The 17,566-nt window shown below is 27.1% G+C and carries 16 protein-coding genes; 1 reads left to right on the top strand and 15 read right to left on the bottom strand.

The genetic code is table 11. The annotated features are described in order from the left end of the window. Nucleotides 1-59: 59 nt before the first annotated feature. From B3603_RS09330 to B3603_RS23245, 6 genes are all read right to left on the bottom strand, one after another. Nucleotides 60-2,009, bottom strand: a complete 1,950-nt coding sequence (locus tag B3603_RS09330) for a sensor histidine kinase (RefSeq protein ID WP_291563772.1) — start codon at nucleotides 2,007-2,009, stop codon at nucleotides 60-62. A gap of 53 nt (nucleotides 2,010-2,062) precedes the next feature. Continuing rightward, on the bottom strand, nucleotides 2,063-3,448 hold the full coding sequence (locus B3603_RS09325; protein ID WP_291563770.1) for an MATE family efflux transporter: 1,386 nt from the start codon (nucleotides 3,446-3,448) through the stop codon (nucleotides 2,063-2,065). Nucleotides 3,449-3,681: 233 nt separating this feature from the next. Next, nucleotides 3,682-4,881 (bottom strand): ABC transporter permease, encoded by a 1,200-nt coding sequence (locus tag B3603_RS09320; protein ID WP_291563768.1) that lies wholly within the window; start codon nucleotides 4,879-4,881, stop codon nucleotides 3,682-3,684. Then, nucleotides 4,871-5,605 carry an ATP-binding cassette domain-containing protein gene (locus tag B3603_RS09315; RefSeq protein ID WP_291563766.1) on the bottom strand — a complete coding sequence of 245 codons (735 nt, stop codon included), beginning with the start codon at nucleotides 5,603-5,605 and terminating at the stop codon, nucleotides 4,871-4,873. Before B3603_RS09315 ends, B3603_RS09320 begins: the two co-directional genes overlap by 11 nt. A 161-nt stretch (nucleotides 5,606-5,766) precedes the next feature. Continuing rightward, nucleotides 5,767-5,907 carry a hypothetical protein gene (locus B3603_RS23250; RefSeq protein WP_396153161.1) on the bottom strand — a complete coding sequence of 47 codons (141 nt, stop codon included), beginning with the start codon at nucleotides 5,905-5,907 and terminating at the stop codon, nucleotides 5,767-5,769. A gap of 41 nt (nucleotides 5,908-5,948) precedes the next feature. Beyond that, entirely contained in the window at nucleotides 5,949-6,020 is a 72-nt protein-coding gene (locus B3603_RS23245) for a hypothetical protein (RefSeq protein ID WP_414632377.1), read from the bottom strand. A gap of 250 nt (nucleotides 6,021-6,270) precedes the next feature. On the opposite strand from B3603_RS23245, the gene B3603_RS09310 reads away from it, so the two are divergent. Continuing rightward, nucleotides 6,271-6,435 (top strand): hypothetical protein, encoded by a 165-nt coding sequence (locus tag B3603_RS09310; protein WP_291563764.1) that lies wholly within the window; start codon nucleotides 6,271-6,273, stop codon nucleotides 6,433-6,435. Nucleotides 6,436-6,596: 161 nt separating this feature from the next. Here the strand turns inward: B3603_RS09310 and B3603_RS09305 are convergent, their stop codons facing one another. The 9 genes from B3603_RS09305 to B3603_RS09265 form a co-directional block, all read right to left on the bottom strand. Further along, nucleotides 6,597-8,657: a methyl-accepting chemotaxis protein gene (locus tag B3603_RS09305; RefSeq protein ID WP_291563762.1), complete on the bottom strand. Its 2,061-nt coding sequence runs from the start codon at nucleotides 8,655-8,657 to the stop codon at nucleotides 6,597-6,599. Nucleotides 8,658-10,828: 2,171 nt separating this feature from the next. Next, nucleotides 10,829-11,647, bottom strand: coding sequence for a hypothetical protein (locus B3603_RS09300; protein ID WP_291563760.1), 819 nt, complete (start codon nucleotides 11,645-11,647; stop codon nucleotides 10,829-10,831). 3 nt (nucleotides 11,648-11,650) lie between these two features. Continuing rightward, nucleotides 11,651-12,637 carry a transketolase family protein gene (locus B3603_RS09295; RefSeq protein ID WP_291563757.1) on the bottom strand — a complete coding sequence of 329 codons (987 nt, stop codon included), beginning with the start codon at nucleotides 12,635-12,637 and terminating at the stop codon, nucleotides 11,651-11,653. A gap of 2 nt (nucleotides 12,638-12,639) precedes the next feature. Next, complete coding sequence (locus tag B3603_RS09290) at nucleotides 12,640-13,494, bottom strand: 1-deoxy-D-xylulose-5-phosphate synthase N-terminal domain-containing protein (RefSeq protein WP_291563755.1); 855 nt, start codon at nucleotides 13,492-13,494, stop codon at nucleotides 12,640-12,642. A 543-nt stretch (nucleotides 13,495-14,037) separates the two neighbouring features. Further along, nucleotides 14,038-14,667 carry a cyclase family protein gene (locus B3603_RS09285; RefSeq protein WP_291563753.1) on the bottom strand — a complete coding sequence of 210 codons (630 nt, stop codon included), beginning with the start codon at nucleotides 14,665-14,667 and terminating at the stop codon, nucleotides 14,038-14,040. Between the two features lie 66 nt (nucleotides 14,668-14,733). Beyond that, nucleotides 14,734-15,228 (bottom strand): hypothetical protein, encoded by a 495-nt coding sequence (locus tag B3603_RS09280; protein ID WP_291563751.1) that lies wholly within the window; start codon nucleotides 15,226-15,228, stop codon nucleotides 14,734-14,736. 106 nt (nucleotides 15,229-15,334) lie between these two features. Next, on the bottom strand, nucleotides 15,335-15,880 hold the full coding sequence (locus tag B3603_RS09275) for a hypothetical protein (protein WP_291563749.1): 546 nt from the start codon (nucleotides 15,878-15,880) through the stop codon (nucleotides 15,335-15,337). Between the two features lie 137 nt (nucleotides 15,881-16,017). Further along, on the bottom strand, nucleotides 16,018-16,365 hold the full coding sequence (locus tag B3603_RS09270) for a hypothetical protein (protein ID WP_291563747.1): 348 nt from the start codon (nucleotides 16,363-16,365) through the stop codon (nucleotides 16,018-16,020). A gap of 448 nt (nucleotides 16,366-16,813) precedes the next feature. Further along, nucleotides 16,814-17,566 (bottom strand): BclA C-terminal domain-containing protein (locus B3603_RS09265; protein WP_414632376.1); only part of this gene is annotated, 753 nt, incomplete at its 5' end.

Below are 17,566 nucleotides of genomic sequence, written 5' to 3'. Positions count from 1 at the left end.
TAATTATAATACTAAAAAGCATTAATTTTTCTCATTTTTGCAAATACTAAATTAATTACTTAATCATAAATATCAGAAAACTCTAAATTAACTTTTTGATGTTTATCTTCATTGATATCATTTGCGCCTTGGTTATAATTATTCAATAATTTAACTGGCAACTCTACAATAAAACTACTTCCCTTATTTAATTCACTTTTTAAAGTTATATTCCCGCCATGAAGCTCAACTAGGCTCTTTACAAGTGATAACCCTATACCACTACCTTCTCTTTTTCTAGTTAGAGTACTATCTACTTGTGTAAATCTATCAAAAATTATTTTTTGTTTATCTATAGGTATTCCAATACCACTATCTGCAACAGTTATTCTAACCTTGCTGTTTAAATCCTCTAAACTTACTAATATTTCTCCTCCTTTATCAGTAAACTTTATTGCATTAGAAAGGAGATTTAGCACTATTCTTTCTATCTTTTCCTCATCAATTGCCATTATCTTTTCTTCTGTATCAGTATCAAAGACTAATTCAATTTCTTTTCCTTCTACATAGTCTGCAACTGATAATGCTATGTCCTCTACAACTTCTACTACATTACAATTTTGAAGGTTCAATGTAAAATATCCTGAATCAATTTTTGTAATATCAATTATATTATTGACCAATCTTAAAAGCCTTAGAGCGTTTTGCTTTATGTAAAAAAATTTAATATAGGTATCTTCATTATCAAAAATTATTTTATTATTATCAACATATAACTCCATAAGACTTACAGTGCTTAATATTACATTTAAAGGTGTTCTAAGTTCGTGGGATATATTTGCAAAAAATTCTGTTTTCAACTTATCGTATTTTAATGCTTCATCATAAATTTTTCTCTCTTTTTTTGCCTTCGCTACTAAATAGACATAATATATCCCTGCTACAATCAATGCAAATACTATAAGAAGTATCAGTCCAAAATAAAATCGCTTTTGTTTTTGAGATAAAATGGAATCATGTTTACTTTTATTTATTATGATACAATTTTCAGGAATTTTTCCTAAAGGTATATCTTCTTTAACTAACATATGAAAATCAAAAACAAAAGCATCAATGTGTTCATTAGTTATAGATATATCAGACACTTTTTTTCCTTCTAATATTTGATTTGCAACTTCCCCTATAGCTTCACCATGTTGCTGCCCTATATCTATAGCTCCTCCAACTATACCATAGCCTAAATAATCTTGAGATGGAGAATAAAAAGGACCTTTATTATATTTTTTTAGGTAATCTATGGTTTGTTCTGGAGTTGAAGTTCTATTTTCTCTGTTTAAAAATGTGCCTGAAATTATATTTACTTGATTTTCTCCATTTTTATACATATCTTTTGCTACATCTTCAATATACATATGTTGAATAAAATTAAACTGAATAGATTTATAATAAGGTCTAATGGATTTTAAATTTTTTCTTACACTATAAGAATATGAGGTGTTGTCTAAGATAATATTTATTTTTTCTGCTTTTGGATGAAGCTTTAAAATAGTATCGAGATTTTCTTTATCGTTAGAAGCTTCATAGAATCCGGTAAAATGTTTTTTTTCTTCTTCATTTAAATTATTTCTTTCGCTTATCCCTATAAATACTACAGGAGCATTATTAAATATATCACTGTGATATTTTTTTACAAATTTAAATGCTTCATCATTAATAACTAATATTAAATCAAAACTTTTGTTTTTATATTTAATTTTATAAATATCACTAAGTTCCTTATAATATTCATCATTTCCTCTTTTAGCATTTAAATATTCATTTGTATAACTTACTTGGATATTTGGATTAATGGTGCTTCTAAAACCATCTTCAATATTCCTTTCCCAAGTTTGATTAATATCATAAGAATTTATTATAAGTATTTCTTTTCTACTATCTGCTTTTACAATTTGTACTTTTGCATTGAAAATTAAGCTCCAAATAATAAAAATCATTGTTAAATTCAAAGCTTTTATTTTCTTATTTTTCATAACTTTCTCCTAAAAATTTTTTAAAATTTGTCTATAGATCTATTTAATTAAAATTATCTTAACTTAATAGTTTTCCATTTTCCAGATTTAAATCTTAAGTATATCAATATCCATCTAAAAATTTGATCTAAAAGCATGGCAATCCATGCTCCTGGTAGGGCTAAATTAAAAAAGTTCACAAATATGTAGGCAAAAACAACTCTTACTCCCATAATGCCAATTGCCGTTGATATAAGTGGAAAAACAGTATCCCCTGCACCTCTTAATGCTCCTGCTAAAATAAATGCTGAAGACTGAAAAGGTTGAATTATAGCTACAATTTTAAGTACTATTGATGCCGAATTTATAATGTCATTATCTGTTGTGTAAAGAGATAAAATTTGTTTTCCGAAAAAGAAAAATCCTAATGCAATTAAGGAGGCTAATATAGACCCTAACTGCCTACATCTGTGGACATATTCCTCTGCTCTTTTAGGTTCGCCCTCTCCTAAAGTTCTCCCTGTGAGAGATGATGCTGCAATTGAAAATGCTTGTCCAGTTGTAAAAGAAAGTCCCAAAATATTAATACAAATTTGATGTGATGCATAAACCACTGTCCCTAGAGATGCTACAATTTTTACATATAAAAGCATACCTAGTCTTAAACTTAATTGTTCTAATGAAGATGGAACACCTATTCTTATAAAATTTAAAACAATATTCTTATCAAAAGCAAACTTTTCTTTAAAATTTATCTTTATTTTTGTTTTTCCTTTTAAGAAATAAGAAATAAGCATGATTGAAGCTATTACATGAGATAGTAAAGTAGATACTCCTGCCCCAGTGACCCCCATTCGTGGGAAAAAGAATAATCCATAAATTAATAATGCATTTCCTAAAACATTAAATCCATTTACTTTTATATTTATTTTCATTGGTACTTTAGTATCTCCTACACCTCTTAACACAGCAAATAATGAGGAGTTAAAGCCTTGAAATATAAATCCATACATTATGACTCTAAAATAATTTATTCCAATATCTATAGTTTGCTGTTCTGCACCCATAAAACTCATTATACTTCTAGCATTTATCTGCGCCCATATAACTATTGGCAATACTATAAACATATTGATAAGTATAATATGCTTAACTGTACTGCCTACTTTTTCTACTTTTTTCTGTCCTATATATCTTGCTACCATAGCAGTACCACCTACATTTAATGCCTGTAATACTGCCAATCCTAAAAATAATGGTTGATTGGTTACTCCCACCGAGGCCACCGAAGCTGCTGATTCTGCCTTCGGTAATTGTCCAAGCATCATCATGTCTAACATAGAAAATAATGACCCCAATAATAATTCTAGTAGTATAGGCCAAGCTATGTAAATAACTTCTTTACTTATCTTGTCCTCAAATCTACTAAGAAATTTTTCTTTTATTTGTAAAAATGACATATAACCCCTCCAAATTATGTAAACCCTTTATTTTAGGCATCTGAAAAAATAACTTATCAAATATGTGTCCTATATTTTGTATAAGATAACTTAATAGGTTTCCATAGTATTCTAAACATCCCGGAGTTCTAATGAAGCAATATGATGCAAAATAAGCTAGCATACTGGTTTGTTATTTTTTTAAAGATGACTTATATAGAAAAACACAAGGTACCTTGTGTTTTTCTATTTTTCTATGTTCTAAATATAACTTCTTCTTTCATGAACATATATCTAGCTATTAAAAGAGATACTACTACATAGACTATTGTCCATACTAATGTAATAGTTATATGCTGTATATTATATACGCCTGCAATTAGTTCCTTTAAAATACAAATTATATTAGCTAATGGAATGTGGAAATAAATATTTGAAATTGACTTCACATCTAACATATAAGTTGCATAAGCAGGTATTATTGCAATAATTGTAAGTGGAGTCATGTAAGTCTGAGCTTCTTTAAAGCTTCTAGCGTATATACTTATAGCAAGCTCTAATGCTCCAAAAACCATAGTAGTTAATACAGCTAATACAAATATTATTACTATAACTTTAATATCTAAAGAGAAATTTAATGCCATATTTGCATCAGAACCAGCAAAGTATTTCGATGACATATTAAATGATATTAAAAGTCCTCCTAAAGAAGCAGCAGTGGTCATCATGCCCAATACAGTAATTGCTAAAAATTTACCATATAATAGTGACATTCTTCCTGCTTGCGTAGTTAATAGTGGTTCTAATGTACCTCTTTCCTTTTCCCCAGCCCCTAAATCTGTCGCTGCTGGAATAGGTCCAGATACACAATACATTACCAATAGGAAGGGAAGTAATATAGATAGCATCATCTTTGCTCCTCCGTCTTCTTTTTCCCCTACCTTATTTTCATCAATTTTTATTGGAATTAATATAGCTTCATCAATATTCTTAGCTTTTAGTCTTTCTGCTACAATTTCTTTTGAATACTCTTCTACAAGACTGTTAATAGCTCCTAGTGCCACACTAGAAGATTGACTAACATCATCATAGGAAACAGTTATATTAGAAGTTTCTTCATTTTTAATTTTTTCCTCAAAATTCTCTGGTATTTCAATTGCTATCTTTATTTTACCTTCTTTTATATCATTTTTTATATCACTACTATCAATAATAGTTATGTTTTCTTGAGATTTTATAAACTCTCCTATTTTACTATTTCCTTTGTCAACTATTGCGATTTCAAGATTTTCCATCACTTCTGTGGTATTTTTACTTATTCCTTTTCCTATTAACGTAAACATCACTGGAAATAATAGCAATGGTATTAATATACTAATCATTAAGGTTTTCTTATCTCTAAAAATATCTAACAGTTCTTTCTTTAATACTATAGATATAACTTTATTTTTCATGACTTTCACCTCCTATAAGAGATAAAAATACTTCTTCTAAATCATCATTGTTATACTTTTCCTTTAAATTAATAATTGTACCTTCTTCAACAATCTTACCTTTATGAATTATAATTACTCTATCACATAGTTTTTCTACTTCCCTCATGCTATGACTTGAAAAAATAATTACTTTATTCTCTTTCTTACATCTAAATATAAAATTTTGTACTGTTCTTGAAGCGGTTACATCTAAACCTATTGTAGGTTCATCAAATAGCATAACTTTGGGATTATGTACAATACTTCTTGCAATAGCAACTCTTTGCTTCATACCTCTAGAGAATTTTCCCACTTTTCTATCTATATATTCGTCCATTTCAAAAACTTCCATAAGATTTTTTATATTTTCATTTGACTGTTCCTCTGATAAACCATTTAGCATAGCAAAATATTTTATATTTTCTCTAGCTGTTAATCTGTCATATAACCCTACTTCACCACCAAATAATATACCTATTTCAGATCTAACTTTTGAACTATTCTTTAGTATATCAAATCCATTAATATTAGCAGTGCCCTCTGTAGGTTTTAACATTGTAGCAATCATTCTTAATGTTGTGGTTTTTCCAGCTCCATTTTCTCCTAAAAGTCCAACTATTTCTCCTTCATTAACTGTAAAACTTATATTATCTACCGCTTTAATATTCTTAAAGCTTTTACTTAAATTTTTTACTTCAATCATAACTCTAGACCTCCCTTCAGTTGATGTTAAATATTAACATCATAATTATAACATACAAAGTAATAAATAGTTAATTTTGAAAATAAAATTTATATTTTGAATTGCTATATTTTGAATTTAAGCATATAAAAGTTCTCTTAAATAAAAGAGAGCTCTCAATACTATTTCTCTCTCGTTGTAATAATTATAACTGCCTTTGCAGTATACAATCTATTTTCTGCCTTATCATATACAAGAGATTGTGGTTCATATAGAATACTATCTTCAATCTCATTTCCTCTTCCTGCTTGAAGAACATAAATATACGAGTTTCTTTAGCAAGCTCCTTCATCGCCTTGATTAGTCACCCACTTCTCCAATTCTTAGGAATAACTACATCTGCATCTTTATATGCCTCTTCCATATTATGAGTTATAGTTAATGCTCCACCATGCTTCTCAGCATTTTCTCTAGCTTGCTCTATAACCTAATCTGTTAATTTGTATCCTTCTGAATAAACTAGCCACACCTCCATTCCATGACTTAGGTAAAACTATTTAATAGAACTAAATAAATAGTAAGCATTTATGTTAACTTTAGAAAATAGTATGAAGATTCTTGAAATTATCGTTTATTCATTTAATGTAGTCCATAATTATGATATAATGTTATTAGGAGGTGATATTATGGCTTATTTTAATCCTAATGACTATACAAGATATAAAATAGCTGAAACAGAACAAAATAATAATGGATTAGGAAAGCAAAGTTATGTATCTGGTTGGAAAATAACAGGTATTTCAACTCTCATAATATTATCATATTTTTTACTCCTATTTATATTAAATTAAAGTTCTAAATTATATAAAAATAAGCACTAATTACTTAATGTAAATTAGTGCTTATCTTTTTACCAATATTTAATTTGCGTTATCTTTTTCTTAGTTTTTATAAATAATAGACTTTATTTTAAATAAGTTTTTATTCTTAAAATAATATTATAATTATTCCACTACCTTACCTTAAACTTATTTATTTGTCCCATCATGTCTGTTGCCTTTTCTGTAAGTACTTGAGCACTTGTAGCTACTTCTGAACTTGAGTTATTTAGTTCTTCTGAAGATGCTGATATTTCCTCTGAAGATGCTGATATTTCCTCTGATATTGAAGATAATTCCTCTATTGTATTTACTATCTCCTCTTTATTATTATTAATATCCTCAAAGGCTGTATTAATCTCACTTATTCTTGGTGCTATATCACTAACTGCTATAGAAATTTCATTAAAAGATTTCATAGAATTCTCTACATTTTCTCTTTGATTTATAAGTTCTTTATTCATTGTATCTGTTTCATTAACTATAACTTTAGTATTATTTAATAATTTATTTATTATTCTATAAATATTTTCTGAAGATTCTTTACTTCGTTCTGCAAGTTTTCTTATTTCATCCGCTACTACAGCAAATCCTCTTCCAGACTCTCCTGCTCTTGCTGCTTCTATTGCTGCATTTAATGCTAAAAGATTTGTTTGTTCTGCTATACTATTTATTAAATCCGTAATTTCATTTACAGTTTTAATATCTACATCCATTTCTCCTATGCTCTTTGTAAAGTTTTTAAATTTATCATTAAAGCTTGTTATAGAAAATACCACATTTTCCATGTCCTTATTGCTTTTCTTTGAACTTTCACTTACACCTACTGCCATATTATCTATTTCAGTTATATGAATTGCAACTTCATTTAATTGTTCACTAAATTCATTTAATTTGAAAACTATATCTGTTAAGTCTGACGCCTGTTTAGTAGTCCCTTTTGTTACATCTAATATTGCAGTGGAAATGTTATGAGTTAATGCTGATAATTCTTCAGAAATAGCTGCTAAATTTACTGCACTAGAATCTATTTCCCCTGCTGAATCTTTAACTGCTCCTACCATATTTCCTATAGAACTTTGAGTAACATTCAAAGTTTTACATATAGCACCAACCTCATCTGAGCTTCTTATATACTTTTTGTTTATCTCTTCAGTAAAATCTCCTTCTGCTATCTTATCCATATGTCCTTTAACTGCAACTAATCCATTAGTTATTTTTCTACTAAGTACTACTACTAAAATTCCTATTATCACTAACTCTACTAAACCAATAAGCATACTTATATTCTTAAGTCCATTTAATCGACTTAATAAGTCATTTTCATGTACAGCTATTGCTAAAGACCATCCGGTTGATTCAAGTGGATAATATGCTACATATTTATCAACTCCATCATAGAAGTACTCTCCTATGCCTGTCTTTCCTTGCATCATTTCTTTTTCAATTGCAATTAAATCCTGTAATTCAGGATCATTTTGCACTATATAATTGTCCATTCTGTCTACAATAGCCTGATCTATTGCTGCAATTATTTTCCCTTCTGTGTCTATGACAAAGCATTCCCCAGTTGATAAAAACTTTATTTTATTGGTTATTTTACTTAAATTATCACTATTCCTTATTGCTATTAAAGCTCCAGTTACAGAACCATTGTTTTTTATTGGCACAGAATATGCAATCAAAATTTTTCCATCTACTTTACTTTTAAAAGTTGATGATACGTAATTATTCCCCTTTATTGCTTCTTTAAAATATTCTCTATCTTTAATATCAAGTACACTACCATCAGTATAAGTTACTTTTCCTGTTAAATCCGCAATTCCAAGCATTGAATGCCCTTCTAATTCTATACTTGACTGTAAAATTGCCTTTTTATCTTCCCATGAAACTTTAGGATCTTTTATCCTTGGAGTATTAGCTGTTAGACTTAAACTCATAAGTTTTGATTTTATTTCATTTTCAAGTCTTTCTGCTGAGGATCTACTTATTTCTGACATAAGATCGACACTACTATTAACAAGTGTTTTTCTCGCTGAATAATAAGCAAATCCAGTTAAAGATATGCACATTACTGCAACCAAAGATAACATAGAAATTAATAATTTTGCCCTTATACTTTTTAATTGAAATTTTAATTTTACTCTATCTCCTCCTCTATTAAGATTTTTCATTAGTTTCAAATTTAATTTCATTATATTTTTTCCCTCCTATATTATTGATCTTATGATTTTATATTAGTTGGTTTAAATCTAAACTATTAACATCCAAGTTGTTATAGGCATATAGATTTATAAAATAAATATTTAAAAAACTTTATTTTCCCAAATAGATATACAAGTTCAATATTGAACTTGTATATCTATTTTAGAAAGGATTTAATATAAAATCATTCTATTAACTTTAATTAGTAATACATTTAATATATCGAGGATATTTTTCAAAATTAAATGTTTTTTTGCTTTTTTCGCCAATTATTTTATTTTTGGCTAAAATATAGCAGATTTTATGCATTATTTTCATGTTTTTAGTCTTTTTATTACTTTTGAAAGTTTTATATGCTATTTTATTAATAAAATACTATAACAAATATAAATTCTCTAAAGAAAAAGACCCTTTCTAATTTTAGAAAGGATCTTATATATAAATTTTTAATCTATAAATAATTTTATTATTTATAATACTGTTTCTATATTATGTGTCTTATTTTAGAAATTTCCGCTTATTATTTCTTTATATAAAGTCTTATAGGAAATTACTTTAATAAAAATTATAGCATATCTACTTTGATATTCATGTTTCTATAAACCTTTTAATTATTTTATCAAAGTTACTAACTATATTCTTCAATAAATTAAAACCCATGCAATATAAAGTTAAGCAATCTGGAAAATATTTTTTAATAGTAACTTTCTTTCTTATTAAACTGATAAATAATTATATAGCTAATTTTATAGCTTCTATTAATTTACCAATTATAATCACATCTTCTACATCATCATTAACCTTAGGATTTTTTTAAACTCTATCCTCAAATTATATAGGATTATAGCTTTTCCTCTTTTACAAGTTATTATTAAAATTAAATTTTCCTTTTTTAAATCTTTTATAATTATCCTTATATTTATATTGTAATTTTAAATCATTTCATTATAATAATTTTTATTTTATATAGTATCAATGATATTATCTCAATCGTAGAATCATAATCATATAATACTACACTATGCATAGTTTAATTACAAAATTGCTGCCCTGTCCTAAGTTATTATACCCATATCTTTACTAATTTCTCCTTGGATAAGTAGTTACTATATATGTCTTTTAAAATGTTTTAAGATTTATTATACATTTGAGATATCCTATACTATAGCAATTTATTTAAGACACCCTTCATGTCTCCAATACAAGGATTTATATCCTTAGCATTTCTACTATATAATTATTAGCCTAAATTTTATTAGCTAATAAAAACTATGAAATCATCACATCATATTTTCTTCTCTTAAGCTATTTTAGTAGAAATTGAAATATACTAATTTTTCTATGACTACACTTAGTCCTCTAATGCCTTTATCAGATTTAATATTATTTTCATCTAATATCTTTAAATACCCATTAATAAATACATTTATTATATTAATAAGTGTGATAACTACAAGTTATCCTCTCATCTTAAATCTATATAAGAAGCATTTACTTCTACTTAAATTAAATTTTTTATAAATCTTAAATCTATTCTAATAGTTATATTCTTTGTAAGTTTTTAAGCATCTTCACCTCCTCCATTCTTTTAATATAAATTTTCTTAAGTGCTAAAACCTACCTGACTCATATATAGATTAATTTAAAATAAATCTGTTTCCAATTTTTTCATGATTATAATCCAAGCTTCTCATAAAAAGCAAATTTTAAATTTTTTTCAATTGTAGGCTGGGTATATAATTTTATTTGTTCTATTAAATAGTAAAAATGACTATTTATATACTATTTAGTCTCCAGTTCCATACAATTTACAGAAAATTATTGCTATACTTTAAAATTTTCTATATTTTCATTTATTCTTCTGCTACATGAAATCTTAGAAATATAATAATTTGGATTATAAAAAGGATACAGGCATTTAAAATCTTTTAGTAGAATACTTAGGATCACCCAACCCTCCCAACACTCAGTAACAATTGAGTAAAAAATTCAACACTGAAGTTATAACATTCTTTACCTAATTTTTTCTATCAACTATCTATCTCTTAATAAAATTTTACTTTCGCGAAGAATATCAAAAGAAACATCCTCTTTTCAATAGCGGGAAATTTTTTTACTAACTATAATTCCTATTTTACCCTTTCTTTTAAAAGTCAATTTCTTATTCAAGGAATAAATTTTCATATTTCCTGTCTTTACTTAGTAAATTTTTAACCAGAAACATAAATGATTTAATTTGAGCATCATATTCTGTTGCTCCTTCCATGATAATATGTGAATTTACAATATCCTTAATTAAATTTTCACTATCCTTTAATATATCTAAAGCACTATCTGTATTATTAAAGTTCATTGCAAGAAAAGGTTTTGATCTCTTATATTGTCCTCTACCAGCTTTTGATTTTCCATATTTTATTCTAATATAAGCTGAAAGCTCAGGCTTTCCTACTACCCTCCACTCATATGCTCTGTCAGGGCTTTTTTGAGTCCATTTAGTTATTTCTGGGTGATCTGCTTTATTTAATTGACTTATCCCAGAGGATATTAAATAAAAATGCAGCTTTACAAGTAAATCCTTTTCTTTTTCATCATTAGGCATATCTGTAAATGAGAGCATTTTAGATAAAACTGATAATGCTTTTATAGTAGGTATAAGTAGTCTAGATTTAAAACCACCCTTTATTTTAGGTAACTTTTTGCTTTTTCCTTTACAAAAATTATTAAACTCATATATACTTTCAAACTGTAACTCTAAATCTGGATTTTCTAATATAGTCTTTACTACTTCGATATTTCCTTCTTCTACTACAAAGTGAATTCCTATTTTTTTATTTTCATCTAAACAACAAATTTGAATTACTCCATTTTTATTTCTAAAAGATTTTTTAAGATCTTCTTTTTCCTCTACTAATACTTTAAAAAGTGGTAATACAGAATTTAAAAATATCTTATTTGAGTACATTTCATCCTTATAAATCATGAATTATACCTCGTCTTCCCAATCGTTGTCGTCATCAAAATTTTTTCTTAATATTTCTCTCACCTCTTCTAAAATACCTTTAGCATTTATTTTATAATAAGCCATTAAATCTTCATGTAATCCACTTGTAAAAAACTCGTCTGATATTCCTAAAGATTTGAAAATACAAGCTTTTCCGCTTTCTGCAATAACCTCTGATACTGCACTTCCAAGTCCTCCTATTACATTATGTTCTTCTACTGTTATTATTCTTCTAGTCTCGCATATAGCGTTTAATATAACGTCCTTATCTATTGGCTTAATTGTGTGCATATTGATTACTCTTACTTTTAATTGATGCATGTCCTCTAAGATTTTTGCTGCTTCTAATGCTTGATGAACAGAACTTCCGCAAGCAATAATAGTTATATCTGTACCTTCCTTTAATTCTATTCCTTTACCAATTTTGAATTCATATTCTTCATTTTCATATAGTTTTTTATCAAGGCATTCGTCAATACGAATATATACAGGCCCTCGCAAATCATAGGACTCTATAATTGCTTTAGCTGCTTCAACACTATCTGCTGGTACTACAACCTTCATATTACTCATAGATCTCATAATAGCTATATCTTCTATACAACGATTAGTAGTTTCACATTGACCAAATGATAAACTCCAATTGGTTGCAATTATTTTTACATTTAAATTTTGATAACATATGTCCGTCCTAACTTGTTCTAAGGCCTTCATTGAGGCAGATACATCAAAAATAGATAGATATGTTTTTAGGTCACATTTTGCAAGTCCAGCAGCTATAGCAAAGAGAGTTTTCTCTGTTGTTTCTATATCTAAAAATCTTTTATCATATTTATCACTAAACAATTCAAATTTAGTAGATTCCTTTAAATCCGCAAATAATCCAACTATATCATCATGCATTTCTATCAAATAATAAAGTGACTTTTCATAAATTTCCGTCATTGCTCCATTGATTAATCCATACATAGTTACACCTCTTTTATCCTTATTTCATAGTATTTTTCTAAACTTTCTTTTGCTTCCTTAACTTTTTCTTCATCAAGAATTCCATAAGTAAATCTATAGTCATCTTCCATAAAATCAACACCACAACCATTTATTGTATTAGCAATAATAACAACAGGCTTTTTATTTTCACTTAAAGCAAAATCTAAAGCTTCAGAAAGTTCTTTAAGACTATGACCATCTACCTCTTCAACTATAAATCCAAAATTTCTCCATTTATCTGCAAAGGATTCTAATGTTATAATTTCTTTTGTAGAATCATCAATTATACATTGATTTTTATTTATAATAGTTATAAGATTTGTTGTTTTTAAATAAGCTATAGCCATTGCTGCTTCCCAAACTGATCCTTCGTTACACTCTTTATCACTTAATAGACAGTAAACTTTATATTTCTTAGATTTAATCCTTGCTCCTAATGCCATTCCTAATGCAATTGAAAGTCCATATCCTAATGAATGGATAGAAACCTCTTCTGCGCAAACCTTTCTAAAATCTAGATTTACCCCTAAATTATCTTTACTATGATTATATTCCTTAAGTAATTCTTTATGTATGAATACATTGTCTAATAAGCTAGGAACAATGTAGATTCCTCCATGTTCTTTACTTAATACAAGTTTATCTCTACACTTATCTTTTGAATCTTTAAAATCTATATTTAAATATTTATGATATAGTATTGTAAAAATATCTATAGAACTTAAAGCTTTTCCGGTATTTCCGTTACCTATCTTAAGTGCAGCATCTATAGAAAGTAATCTAAGTTCATAAGCTTTTTCTTCTAGGTTTAACAGCTCTTTTGATGTTAAAGGCATATAACTCTCCCCCTATTTGAATTGGATTATTTTTATGGCAATATAAAGAATTTCTCTGCTATTTCTAAATCTAAGTTAATGTTTCTATGGTTATTTACACAGTTCATAAGTAAGACAAATGATTTATAAAATTAACACCTCTTCAATACATTCTCTTACCTACTGTCAGTGAATAATTATTAACTTATCACTTTTATAGAAATATTGTTATTTTTATAAAAGTTCTACTATCTTCATTTAATTTATACAAATTAGAAAAACTCCTTAATATATTCTCAATATTAAAATTATATAATAGCCTTATTTTCTACTTAAAATGATGTACTTCTTCTTATATAATAAAAACTATCCTATAAACTCTCTAGAATAGTTTTTTATATATAAATATTATTAGTAAGTTTCAAATATAACCATATAGCTTTATAAGTGCTAATTATAACTTTAATTTTATAGATATGTGACTTATATAAAGTTAAATCGTAATTTTTATTAATTATAATAATGATTTTTAAATAAAAAATAAATCTCACTATAAAGCGAGATTTATTTATATAATATTACCCTTGCTGGGGCACCATCTGAATTTTTAATTTTAATTGGCAATGCATAAAGTTCATAATTTCCCTCTGGAACATCTTTTAAATTTAATCCTTCCACTATTACAATATTATTTTTTAAAAGTAATTTGTGCACTCTAAACTCAGTGTCATTAAAACTTTCAATAGAAAAATAGTCTATACCCACAGTATTTATATTTTTATCTACTAAATATTCTGCTGCTTCTAAAGTTAGATATACAAATTCCTCATAAAATATCTTACGAGTTACCTTATCGTAATTACTTGTTTTAAAAAATATTCTATCTCCATCTTCGATGATAAGATTTTCTAAATGATATTTTTCAATTTTACTACAATTTAATACTTCAAATACTTTAGCCTTACCTATTAATTTTTCTATTGGTATTTCTTCAATTCCATAACCATCAGTAAAAAAATCCTTAGGTGCATCTATGTGAGTTCCACTATGTGTTGTGATTATAAGTTTTGATAAATTAAAGTCATCTCCTTTGGAAATATTAAATACATCTTCTATCTCTATATTTGGATCTCCATTATAAACAGCAGTGTTGTTACTTAATTCTATAGAAATATCATAAAAATTTCTACTCATAATATACCTCTTATATAAAATTATTTTCTAATTTTATTATATATTACAAATTATAATAATCCTATATTAAGCTCCCCATAATATCCTTTTGCGTTCCAGATTCCACTGCTCATCTTTTTTATTTATGACAATCTTAACCCCTTTTGCAGAAATAGGACCTGTATATATGGCACCTTCAATAAAAATTTTATTATTTTTATATTTATAATCTACTATATTAATAAGTAATCCATTTTTACTATTCCCATTTAGTCTATTAAAATTATCTGTAAATCCATCTTGATTTAAATCCTTTAACGACTTATTCATCACAGTTTTATTATACTTTTTTAAGTTATTTAATATTTTTTCCTTATCAGTTTTATCAAGCTCCTCAAAAAATTTATTATTCATATCAATAGTTATATAATCTATATCTTCTAAACCATCATAATAAGATATTAAAGTGTCTATAGTAATACTATAGATATTTATTTTATCTTCTCTACTAATAGGTTCATAAGCAAATACATTTATTGAAAACAAATGTATTAATATTAATAAACTAATTATTTTTTTCATAAAAATCTCTCCTAAATATAAAACTTTGAATACATCTAAATTATTCTAATATTATTTTTAGGAGAAATCTAAAAATTATTCCTATATTATGTTGAAGTATAATAAACTACAATAATTTTAGACATTTTTTTATAACTGATTGAGGCAGAGGCTGCTCTAATGCCCTTTTTATTAATTTTGGATTTGAAACTCCATTCTTATTGAAATATTCTTCTATAATACTTACTTTCTTCTCTCTACCTGGAATTAATTGATATAGTATATACCAATCTTCTATAGAAGATAATGGTATTTGCATATTATTTATAGATATGTACTGCGAAATTGCTTCTTCATCTAAAATATAAGAATATATCCCTCTTTCGTGAGAGATTTTAAAGCTCCCTATTATATCAACTTCCGTATTATTTATTTTATAATTATAAAAGCTCTCAGTTTTATATGGAGTCTTACTATGCCTCTCTCTACATTCTCCATAATTATATAAAATATCATTTACTTTCTTCGACTCCTCATAATTTACTAATATATCTATATCTCGTGGATTGTCTAATATTTTGTTAAAGTATAATAGCAATGATCCTCCTAAAGCCCATTTTATATTTATTTCATTTAGTTTTACCGATAAAAAGTATAAATCGTTTATATCCATATTTCCCCTCCCACAACAAATAAATGATATAAAAAATTATATCACTAAAACAATTTATATGTTATTTATTAACTATTAAAATGCTAATTAGCTAGGATTTCAAATATTAGTTTAATTAACTCACTATATTATATATTTTAAATATTTCTCATAATCTTTGATATTTTAGAAGATGCTAAAGTAAAAAAACTAATATACTTTTTTTCTTCAAAAACCGAAGAATTGCTATATTTAGAACTTTCTTTTAGAAGTTTTATGCATTTATTAAATATCATTTTCATATCCTTTTCTGAAATCACATAATAATTTTTAAAATCCTTAAAAATAGTTTTATTTATTTTTTCTACATCAGGTTTATTATCTATTATTTTATTATCATAAAATAATAGATTTTTCAAAAATTTTTCCTTAGCTGCTTCATTATTTCCATTTACAAGTACAGAAGTTCTAAGAATATGTCCATTTTCATTGACATAATTATCCAACCATAAATGGCTATAATATCCTAAAATAAATGATTTCTCTTCGTCTGATACGTCTAAATATTTATCCTTTAAGAATAATTCCCATTGACAATTACTATTGACACTACTTTTATAATATGCTTTACAAAGGTCATATGGGTATTAATATGTGGCATAATACTCTCTCCTTAAAATACAAGATTAACCTTTTATTATGTAACTGTATATTTATGTAATTTTAATATATCATTCAATGTTATTGTAAACTTAAATATTTTAATTTACAATATTTTTATACAGTTTATCTCAATTATTACATAATATTTTCACACTTATTAATTAGCCTATTAAAAATTCTTTTAAATCTTGCATATTGTTTTCATATAAATAATTATTATTAAGATTTTAAAATCTAATCTTATATATTTAGAAATCTCCCTAAAATAGGGAGATTCAAATATTTTATATTTTAGTTTAGCTTCTTGACTGACATCGCAACACTTACATCAACACCAGTTATTGTAATTCCTAATGCTACTGTTGCTCCAAATGCTAATTGAATATTTGCATTTGCAGGTACTGTAGCTATTACACTTCCAGTATAAACTTGAAGTCCTGTAGTTAATGTCTCTGTAAATTTTCCTCCTGGTACAGCAGTTCCATTTATCTGAATTTGGAATGTTCCCGCTACCGCTAAAGTTGCTGTAAAGTACACTACAAAGTTTATCTCATATTGACCAGCACTAGTAACATTTATAGTATTTGCAGTTGGATGAGTTACCCCAGTGGATAATGGACCTGAATTATTAAAGTTTATAGGCTGAGGTGGCTGAAGCAATGCTATAGTTATAGTTTGGTTTCCTGTATTGTAAACATATCCAAAAGCATTTAATCCATTTGCAGGACCAGTTGGACCGGTCGGACCTATTGGACCAGTATCTCCTGTTGCTCCTGGTGTTCCAGGAGCTCCTGCAGGACCTTGTGGACCAGTTGCTCCTGTTGCACCTGGTGCTCCGTCTGCACCAGGTGCTCCGTCTGCACCAGGTGCTCCGTCTGCACCAGGTGCTCCATCTGCTCCTGTTGCTCCTGTTGCTCCGGTTGGACCTACTAAGCCTATTGGACCGGTTGGTCCTGTTGGCCCGGTTACTCCTGTTGGGCCTATCGCTCCGGTTGCCCCGGTTACTCCTGCTAATCCGGTTGGACCTATTGGGCCTGTCGCTCC

The sequence above is a fragment of the Clostridium sp. UBA2485 genome, assembly GCF_002341865.1.
Classification (GTDB): Bacteria; Bacillota; Clostridia; order Clostridiales; family Clostridiaceae; genus Clostridium_J.
This window is presented reverse-complemented; position numbering and strand designations above follow the sequence as displayed.